We start from the raw sequence: 8,522 nt of genomic DNA on the forward strand, positions 1-8,522 counted from the left end.
AGCCGATCCAGACCACGCTCTTGGGATAGTGATAGCCCGGCCGCTTGTACGTCCCCGGAAACCGCAGCGGCTGCAGGTCGGCCTGGCCGCGCAGGCGCCAGCTGCGGTCGAACAGGCGGCCGTCGGGGCTGAGCGTCACCGCCAGGGGCAGGCGCGGGCGCTCGGTGTTGGGGGCGTTGACGAGATAGGCGGTTCCGTCTGGCAGGTTGCCGGCGCTCTGCTTGGCGCGGGCGTCGGGCATGTCGGTCAGGGCCGGCGTGGTCCAGGTCTGGCCCCGGTCGCAGCTCTGCGCGGCCAGCTGGCGGAAGCTGAGGTTCTCGTCGCGGAACACCATCACCGCGCAGCCGTCGGCGCGACGGAACAGGCTGGGCTCGATCTCGCGGCTGAGGCGCTTCTCGTGCGGAGCGGCGGCGCCCCCTAGAGAGATAGGCGAGGTATCGCGCGGCAGGCTCTCCATCCGCCCCTGCCTCCAGCCCGAGACGCCCAGCGGATCGTCGGTGAAGAACGGCTTGGCGATCATCCCCGGCCGCAGGTGGAAGGCGGTCATCACCCGGCCGTCGATCAGGTGCGGGTCTTGCTCGATCACGCCTTCCACGGGGCGGCCGTCGGCGCCCGTCACCCGGCGCGGCGCGCTCCAGGTCCGGCCGTCGCAGCTGGTGCGGTATTCGGCGTAGCCGCCAGCCCCCGACTGGAAGCCCTCGGGCCAGACATTGGCGTAGGCGACCAGCACCTTGCCGTCGCTCCACCAGCCGCCGCTGGAGCGCATCAGCCCGCCGGTTCCGGCCGGGGCCAGCACGGTGGGCGCGCTCCATCGCTCGCCGTCGTCGCTGACCGCATAGGCGACCCAGGTGTCGGCGGAATCCTCGTCGCGGGCCGAGCTTTGCCACTGGGCGTAGAGGCGGCCCTTGAAGGCGATCAGCGCCACCCCGTTGCTGAACTTGTCGGTCGCCTCGCTCGGCGCGAAGACGGTGAAGGTCTGCGCCCCCGGCGCCGGCGCGAGGCCAAGGTCGGGCCGGCCCTGTGCGAAGAGCCCCGGCGCGACCGTGTAGGGCGGCGTGGACGGCGCGGCGGCGGCCGTCGGCAGCAGGACGGCGGCAAGGCTGGCGATCAAGGACGCTCTCATCCGTCCAGCCTAACGGTGCGCGACGCTCTTCGGCTACCGCCGCCGCGCGACCAGCGCCCAGACGGTCGCCGCCACCGAGACGCCCAGGGCCGCCGCCCCGATCCAGTCCCAGGCGCCGTCGCCCAGCAGGGCGACGACCAGGCCAAGCAGGCTGAGCGCCGCGATGGCCAGCGGGATGCGGAACACCTGCCAGAGCGAAAGATGGCCCCGGCTCATTTCAGCGTCCCCCGCTTGACCAGCCACAGATAGAGGCCCGAGCCGAGGATCACGATGGTCGCCAGATCGAGCAGCGCCCACAGGATCTTCAGCGGCAGACCGCCGTAGTCGCCAAAGTGCAGCGGCTGCGACAGCGACAGGGCCGCCACGTACCAGGGCGTCGGGGCGACGGCGGCGAGCCGGCCGGTGCGGGCGTCGATCAGGGCCGGGGTGGTCAGGTGGGCGGTCAGCGGCGTGTCGCCGTGGAAGAACACCGCATAGTGGTGCTGCGTCGAATAGGTCGAGCCGGGGAAGGCCACGAACTGCAGCTGCTTGCCCGGCAGGGCCAGCCTGGCCCGCTCGACCGCCGCGTTCAGCGAACTGCGCGCCGCGATCGGCGCCGGCTGGTCATAGGCGGTGGTCAGCTCCTTGAGCGCCGTGTCCTTCCAGTAGGCGATGATCGGCGTGGCCAGGGTGTTGACGACGCCGGTGACGCCCACGACCAGCACCCAGGCCAGGGTCACCGCGCCCAGCAGGTTGTGATAGTCGAGCCAGCGGGTGCGCGCGGCCTTGTGGGCCCGCACCGTGCCGAACGGCAGCCGGCGCATGAACGGCGCGTAGAGCACCACCCCCGAGACCAGCGCGACCACCAGCAGCAGCCCCATCGCCCCCAGGAACAGCATGCCCGGCAGGCCCAGGAACATGTCGGTGTGCAGCTGGAGCAGGAACTCCATCACCGGATGGCCGGCCACCGACGGGGCTGGATCGCCGCTGGTCTGGTCGATCGGCTGGAAGCTGTAGCCCGACTTGCCGGGGGCGACGCTGGTGACGTTCACCACCGGCCGGTCCTCGTCGAAGCTCATGAAGGCGGGAACCTCGCCCGGCTTGCGGGCCATGGCCGCGGCCAGCACCTGGTCGAGGTCGAGCTTCGGCCCGTTCGGATGCGCCGGCGTCCAGGCCTGGTGCATGGCGACCTCCTCGATCTCGTGGGTGAACACGAGCGGCAGGCCGGTGACGCACAGCATCAGCAGGAACAGGGTCGAGACCAGGCTCGACCACTTGTGCGCCCACGACCAGGCCCGCAGCGTCGAGGCCTTCATCGGGCGAGCGCCGGGCGGGCGGCGAAGGTGGGCACGGCGGGTCTCCAGCGAATGAGAATGGGTCGCGATAGAGAAAAAGCCCAGACCTGACAATCGGATCGTGGCGGTTGCGGCGCTCGGCGAGGTCGGGAGCGACTGGCGGCGCAACCTTTCCGTGCTAGAGCGTCTCCGTGCTAGAGCGTCGGGCCGGGCGCTGCGTCGCCGCCGTCATGTGGGGGCATGGACGATGATCCGCAGAACGTTGCTGACGAGCCTTCTGGCCCTGTTGGGCTGCGGGCGCCGCTCGGAGGCCGCGACCTCGATCCTGGACCAGATGGACGCCCAGGCCCTGCCTTGCGTGATCCTGCAGTCCGGCCAGGGCGCGCCGGTGGGCAGGCTGGGCGGCCGGCCCGATCTCGACGCCCGCCACGACTGGCCGCTGTGGAAGGACGCGCCGCAGGCGTTCCTGCTCCATCTCGACCTGGCGGCCCTGCGCCGGAGCGGCGGACCCGACTGGCTGCCCGAGCGTGGCGCCCTCTTTTTCTTCTACGACGCGGAGCAATCGACCTGGGGGTTCGATCCGGCCGATCGGGGCAGCTGGCGGGTGATCCACGACCCGCAGGGCTTCGCCGCCCGCCCGCGCACCCCGCCGGCCGGCCTGCCCGACGACGCCGCCTATCGAAGCCGCGCCTTGGGCGGGCGTCCCGACCGCTCACGGCCGGACGCGGAGCTGATGGGCCTGCCCTGGCCGGATGTCGACACGCCGGAATACGGCGCCTACGAGGCTCGGCTGAACGCCAACGCGCCCAAGAACGCGCCCTGGCACCAGGTCGGCGGCCACCCCGCCGCGATCCAGGACAGCGGCATGGCGCTGGAGTGCCAGCTGGCCTCCAGCGGGGTCTATGTCGGCGGACCGGAAGGCTACGCCTCGCCCAGGCGCAAGCAGCTGGAGGCGGGCGCCAAGGACTGGCGACTGCTGCTGCAGATCGATTCCGACGACGACGCGGGCATGATGTGGGGCGACGTCGGGCGGCTCTATTTCTGGATCCGTGAGGAAGAGGCCCGCCGGGGCGACTTCGCGGGAACCTGGATGGTGTTGCAGTGCTCCTGACGGGGCCGTCTTAGCCAACCGACCCATTTTCTTCGCCCCGTTCCCTTCGACCGCGAACGCGCCTAAACACCGGCCCATGCCGAGCGGTCCCGACATGATGCTGGAAGCCGCCTGCGGGCCGGGTCCGGTCTGCGGGGTGGACGAGGCCGGCCGCGGGCCGTGGGCCGGTCCGGTCAGCGCCGCCGCCGTGATCCTCGATCCGGCCCGGGTGCCCGCGGGCCTCAACGACTCCAAGAAGCTGTCGGCCAAGGCCCGCATGGCCCTGGAGATCGAGATCAAGGCCATGGCGATCGCCTGGTGCGTGGGCATGGCCTCGGTCGAGGAGATCGCCGAGCTCAACATCCTGCACGCCGCCGGCCTGGCCATGAAGCGCGCCGTCGAGGGGCTTGGGGTCAAGCCGGCCTTCGCCCTGGTGGACGGCAACTACCGCTTCGTCCTGCCGTGCGAGGTCAAGACCGTGGTCAAGGGCGACAGCCTGTCGTGCTCTATCGCGGCGGCCTCTATCCTGGCCAAGGAGGCCCGCGACCGCATCATGGTCGAGGCCGACGGCCTCTATCCCGGCTACGGCTTCGCCGGCCACAAGGGCTACCACGCCCCGATCCACCTCGAAGGCCTCCGCAAACTCGGCCCCTCGCCGATCCATCGCCTGGGCTGGGCCCCGGTGAAGCTGGCGCTGGCGGGCGGGCTGGGCGAGGGCGAATAGACCTTCTCCCCACGGTGTGAAGGTCCGGGCCGACCCGACAATCAGGCTCAGTTCTATTCCTTTGGAAAAATGGCGTCCGCTTCGGCCAGGGCGCTGGCGTCCCACGCGTTGCCGGGGTCCAGCAGGTCCTCGAGAACGCAGTAGGCGGTGTCGAGACTGCTCGCCGTCTGGCCCGGCTCCTCACGGTCCGCCACGCGCTCGGCCTCTTCCAGGGCGACCTGAGCAAACTCGGCCGGCGTCCACAGCGTCCTTGCGTGGGCGAGGATCGGGAAGTCGGTGATCTCGTAGGACGTCGTCTGAGACTGCTGAAAGAAAAACCAGAGGCCAAAGCGCACGGCGTCGGGCTGCCTGAAGCCGGTCTTGCGCGCCATGGCCGGGAAGACCTTTTCGGCCGCGAAGAGGTCGTGCTCCTGGTCGACGGCTTCGAACCAGCCGCGCAGCACGTCGACGCTGGCCGGGTCGAGCTCCGCCAGGGCGAGCGCCGCGTCGGCCAGCGCGGCGCGCAAGGTTTCGGGGTCGCCTCCGGAATTGAGGCAGTCGAACGTTTCGCTCACGTAGTGGCGGGCCTGGTCGCCGAACGATCCGATCAGGCGTCGCAGATCGGGCAGAAGCGGCGACGCATCCTGTTCGGGCAGCGCGCGAACCGCCTTGAACAATGCGGCTTCGCCGATCGTCTTGCCGCCGACCTTGAAGCGGAACTGCAGGACGTCACGGAACGTGATCGCCTCCAGGCCGCCATCCAGGCGATCGGCCATGGCCGTGACCGCCTCGCGCAGGCCAGACGCCGACAGGTCCGTGACGTTCAGTCGCTGGACCGTGCGGTCGCGCACCCGCCGTCGCAGCGCCTTGATCGCGCCCTCGGACGGCCAGGCCGGGTCCTGGCGTCGGTCGCTCCAGTCCGTAGGCCGCAGGGGACCAGCGCGGCCGTCGAGCGTTACATGACGTTCCTGTTCATTGACGATCACCGTGAAGCCTTGGCAATCATCGTCCCATCGCACATGCCGGATCGGCGCCAGCAGCACCCGGGCCACCAACTCGTCGAGAGGCCTGCGCGCTTCGTAGTCCGGATCCGGTGATGTGACGGGCTGGTTCGTCATCAGCAACTGGTCGCGACCGTTCCAGGTGCGGTAGTCGACCTGATCGGCCAGGGCGTCGATCTGCGCCCGGCGCTCTTCGCCCTCGCCGCATGCGATGGCGAACATCTTGGGCGTTCGGTAGTGCACGATCAGCCGTCGGTCGAAGGCGAGCGGATCCAGACCGAACAGGTCCACGGCCAGGCCGTATTGGGTCTCGCCTTCCCCCTCAAGATCGGGATGCCTTCCGTCTTCCGCCTTGTCGGGAGTCTCGCCCGGGACATGCCGGATGACCGAGCCGACATGCGACCGCAGCGCCCAGCGGCCGTCGGGGCTTAGCCACCTCAGGCGCGTCAGCGCCATGTGCGGAATGCTGAACTTGAAGTCTTCGACGCGGCTCAAGGAGACGTCCCCGGTCCGCGTATCCAGCACGCCTACGCGGCCGCTGCCTTCCACGATAATCCGGCCGTCGTACCTGACGACCATCTGCGAGACCAGAAAGTCCGGCGCGATGAGGTGGAACCGTTCGGGATCCCCGTTCAGCGGAATTTCCCGCACCCCGTTCATGCGGCGCCAAGCGTAGCCCTCGACCAGCGAGCCGTCGCCGTCGGCGACGAACAGGACCTTGCGATGCTTGCAGAACGCCCAGGCCTTGGAGCCTCTTTCGGCGACCTTGTTCAGCGTCAGACGGCGCCGGGTCGCACAGTCGAAGACGGCGTAGCCTCGGTCGTCGCCAATGGCGAGCACGAGCCCGTCGTCCAGGAAGGCCATGTCGGCCTTCTGGTCCTCGAAAGGCAGGAAAGCCCAGGGCTTTCCCTGCCCGGTCTCGATTTCGACGACGGTCAAGTTTTCGGGAAAGAGAGTGCAGGCGGCGATCTGCGCGAGCGGGTCGGTCATAGCCGGTCCAGCCTTACAGGACACCGGCTGCTGTCCTCAAGGTGAAGTCTTGCGGCCTGAATCAATCAGGCGGATGTCCGTCCGCCCTACGCCCGCCGCCACCCCGTCGGCTGCCCCACCCCCGCCGCCTCGATGCGCGCCACGGCCTGCGCCAGGGGCTCGACCGCCACGGCCATGTGGTGGGCGTTGGCGTGGACGATGGTGTCGGGGTCGAGCAGGATGGCCACGTGGCCTTTCCAGAACACGAGGTCGCCGCGTCGGCGTTCGGCTTCGTCGATCGGCTGGAAGAACGCAAACTGCATGTCGGTGTCGCGCGGCGCGGCCTTGCCTGAAGCGGCCAAGGCCTGCTGCACCAGGCCCGAGCAGTCCAGGCCCAGGCTTTCCCGCCCGCCCCACTGGTAGGGCGCGCCCAGGAACGACAGGGCCGTGGCGGCCGGGTCGGGGGCGGTGGCCACGCCGATGGGGGCCAGGTGCGCCTCGATGAACCAGCCGGTCCCCGCGCCCTTGGCGAAGCGGCCCTCGCGGGCCTCGACCGTGACCAGGGCGTTCAGGGAATAGAGTCCCACGGGCCGCGACTTGATGTCCGGCGCGCCGAACGCATAGGTGCGCAGGACCGCCACCTGGTGGGTCGCGGGCTCGCCCAGGGGCGCGAGATCGGTCTCCGCCACCCAGCCCACATAGCCGTCGCGCGCCGCCTGGCCCCAGGCGAAGCCGTCCCGCACGTCGAGCACGGAAAAGCGCTCGCCGAACAGCAGCTGGCTCTCCTGCTCGGCGTCCGGCGCGGGGGCCTTGCGCAGGGCGGCCGTGGGAGCGGCGATCTGGCGGGCCTTGGGGGCGTCGTAGCGCTCGGCGGCGACGATCCCTTCCAAGGCCAGGTCGGCGAGGTCGGGACGGGCCAGGGTCAGGCGGCGATCCAGGGCCATCAGGCGAACCTGCTCTTCAGCATGGCGTAGAGGCCGCGGATGGCCTGGGCCTCGCCGCCGCTGGGCCGGCCGGCGGCGCCCTTGGGGTTCCAGGCATAGATGTCGAGGTGAACCCACGACCCCGTCGTCGGGGCGAAGCGTTGCAGGAAGAGGGCGGCGGTCACCGACCCGGCCTGGGCCCAGGCGTCGGGGTCGTTCTTCAGGTCGGCGATGTCGCTTTCCAGCGCCTCGCGATAGCCGTCCCACAGCGGCATGCGCCAGACGGGGTCGGCGGCGGCGCGGGCGCCGGCCTCGATCTGGCCGGCCAGGGCGTCGTCGGGGGTGTAGAACGGGATCACCTGCGGACCCAGAGCCACGCGCGCCGCGCCGGTGAGGGTGGCGAGATCGATGGTCAGGGCCGGCGAGTGCTCGGCCGCGCGGGTCAGGGCGTCGGCCAGGATCAGGCGGCCCTCGGCGTCGGTGTTGCCGACCTCGATGGTCAGGCCCGCGCGGCTGTCGAGCACGTCGCCCGGCCGCATGGCGTCGCCGGCGATGGCGTTCTCGACCACCGGGACCAGCACGATGAGACGCACCGGCAGCCTGGCGGCCATCACCATGCGCGCCAGCGCAAGAGCGTGGGCGGCGCCGCCCATGTCCTTCTTCATCAGCCGCATGCCGGCCGAGGGCTTGATGTCCAGGCCGCCGGTGTCGAACACCACGCCCTTGCCGACCAGGGCCACCACCGGGTGGGCCTCGTCGCCCCACTGGAGCTCCAGCATGCGCGGGGCGCGCTCGGGCACGGCGGCGCGGCCCACGGCGTGGACGGCCGGATAGCCTTCGGTCAGCAGGTCGTCGCCCGTGACCACCGAGAAGCTGGCGCCGAACTGCTCGGCGATCTCGCGGGCGATGGTTTCGATCTGGCGCGGGCCCATGGCGTTGGCCGGGCTGTTGACCATGTCGCGGGCCAGGGCGCAGGCGTGGGCGATGGCCGAGACCTCGGAAAGATCCACGCCCTCGGCCGCGACAAGGCGTCGCGGGCCGTCGGCGCCCCGGGCCTTGAAGCGGTCGAAGCGATAGGTCCCCAGGGCGAAGGCCAGGGCGATCTGGCCGGGGTCGAGCCCCTCGGGCGCGGCGTGCAGGCGATAGTCGCCGGCCGGCAGCTTGGCCGGCAGGGCGCGGAAGGCCATGGCGTCGGCCCGTCCGCCCTTGGAAACCCGTTGTCCCAGGCCGAACAGCACGCGGTCGAGGGCGCCTTCCGGGGTGGGGGCGACCACCACCTGGCCGGCCTTGCCGCTGAAGTCCGACAGCTTGGCGAAGCCGCGCACGAAGCTGGGCCGCGCCTCCAGGAACGCGGCGACCTCGTCTTCGTAGAGGGCGTGCACCGGGATCACGGGGCCGTCGGCGGCGCCGCGCGAGGAGGCGGCGATCAGGGGTTCGGT

At 70.8% G+C, this 8,522-nt stretch carries 7 protein-coding genes and 1 pseudogene; 2 read left to right on the forward strand and 6 right to left on the reverse strand.

What is annotated here, in order from left to right; all coding sequences use genetic code 11:
• From DMC18_RS14985 to DMC18_RS14995, 3 genes and pseudogenes are all read right to left on the reverse strand, one after another.
• Nucleotides 1-1,111 (reverse strand): sialidase family protein (locus tag DMC18_RS14985; RefSeq protein ID WP_233248166.1); only part of this gene is annotated, 1,111 nt, incomplete at its 3' end.
• Nucleotides 1,112-1,156: 45 nt separating this feature from the next.
• Nucleotides 1,157-1,339: a hypothetical protein gene (locus tag DMC18_RS14990; RefSeq protein ID WP_233245164.1), complete on the reverse strand. Its 183-nt coding sequence runs from the start codon at nt 1,337-1,339 to the stop codon at nt 1,157-1,159.
• Nucleotides 1,336-2,421 (reverse strand): annotated as a pseudogene (locus tag DMC18_RS14995) (PepSY-associated TM helix domain-containing protein); the annotation flags it as partial. The gene DMC18_RS14990 and the pseudogene DMC18_RS14995, both read right to left, overlap by 4 nt.
• A gap of 223 nt (nt 2,422-2,644) precedes the next feature.
• On the opposite strand from DMC18_RS14995, the gene DMC18_RS15000 reads away from it, so the two are divergent.
• Together DMC18_RS15000 and DMC18_RS15005 are read left to right on the forward strand one after the other, a co-directional pair.
• Nucleotides 2,645-3,508 carry a YwqG family protein gene (locus DMC18_RS15000; RefSeq protein WP_110118333.1) on the forward strand — a complete coding sequence of 288 codons (864 nt, stop codon included), beginning with the start codon at nt 2,645-2,647 and terminating at the stop codon, nt 3,506-3,508.
• 76 nt (nt 3,509-3,584) lie between these two features.
• Entirely contained in the window at nt 3,585-4,211 is a 627-nt protein-coding gene (locus DMC18_RS15005; RefSeq protein WP_110118334.1) for a ribonuclease HII, read from the forward strand.
• A gap of 53 nt (nt 4,212-4,264) precedes the next feature.
• Here the strand turns inward: DMC18_RS15005 and DMC18_RS15010 are convergent, their stop codons facing one another.
• The 3 genes from DMC18_RS15010 to DMC18_RS15020 all read right to left on the reverse strand — a co-directional run bounded on the left by DMC18_RS15010 (nt 4,265) and on the right by DMC18_RS15020 (nt 8,513).
• A complete protein-coding gene (locus DMC18_RS15010) occupies nt 4,265-6,181 on the reverse strand; it encodes a hypothetical protein (RefSeq protein ID WP_110118335.1) in 1,917 nt (638 codons plus the stop codon).
• 86 nt (nt 6,182-6,267) lie between these two features.
• Nucleotides 6,268-7,104: an NlpC/P60 family protein gene (locus tag DMC18_RS15015; protein WP_110118336.1), complete on the reverse strand. Its 837-nt coding sequence runs from the start codon at nt 7,102-7,104 to the stop codon at nt 6,268-6,270.
• Nucleotides 7,104-8,513 (reverse strand): M17 family metallopeptidase, encoded by a 1,410-nt coding sequence (locus DMC18_RS15020; protein ID WP_233248168.1) that lies wholly within the window; start codon nt 8,511-8,513, stop codon nt 7,104-7,106. Before DMC18_RS15020 ends, DMC18_RS15015 begins: the two co-directional genes overlap by 1 nt.
• Nucleotides 8,514-8,522 lie beyond the last annotated feature (9 nt).

It is taken from the genome of Caulobacter sp. D5 (assembly GCF_003185805.1).
Lineage (GTDB): Bacteria > Pseudomonadota > Alphaproteobacteria > Caulobacterales > Caulobacteraceae > Caulobacter.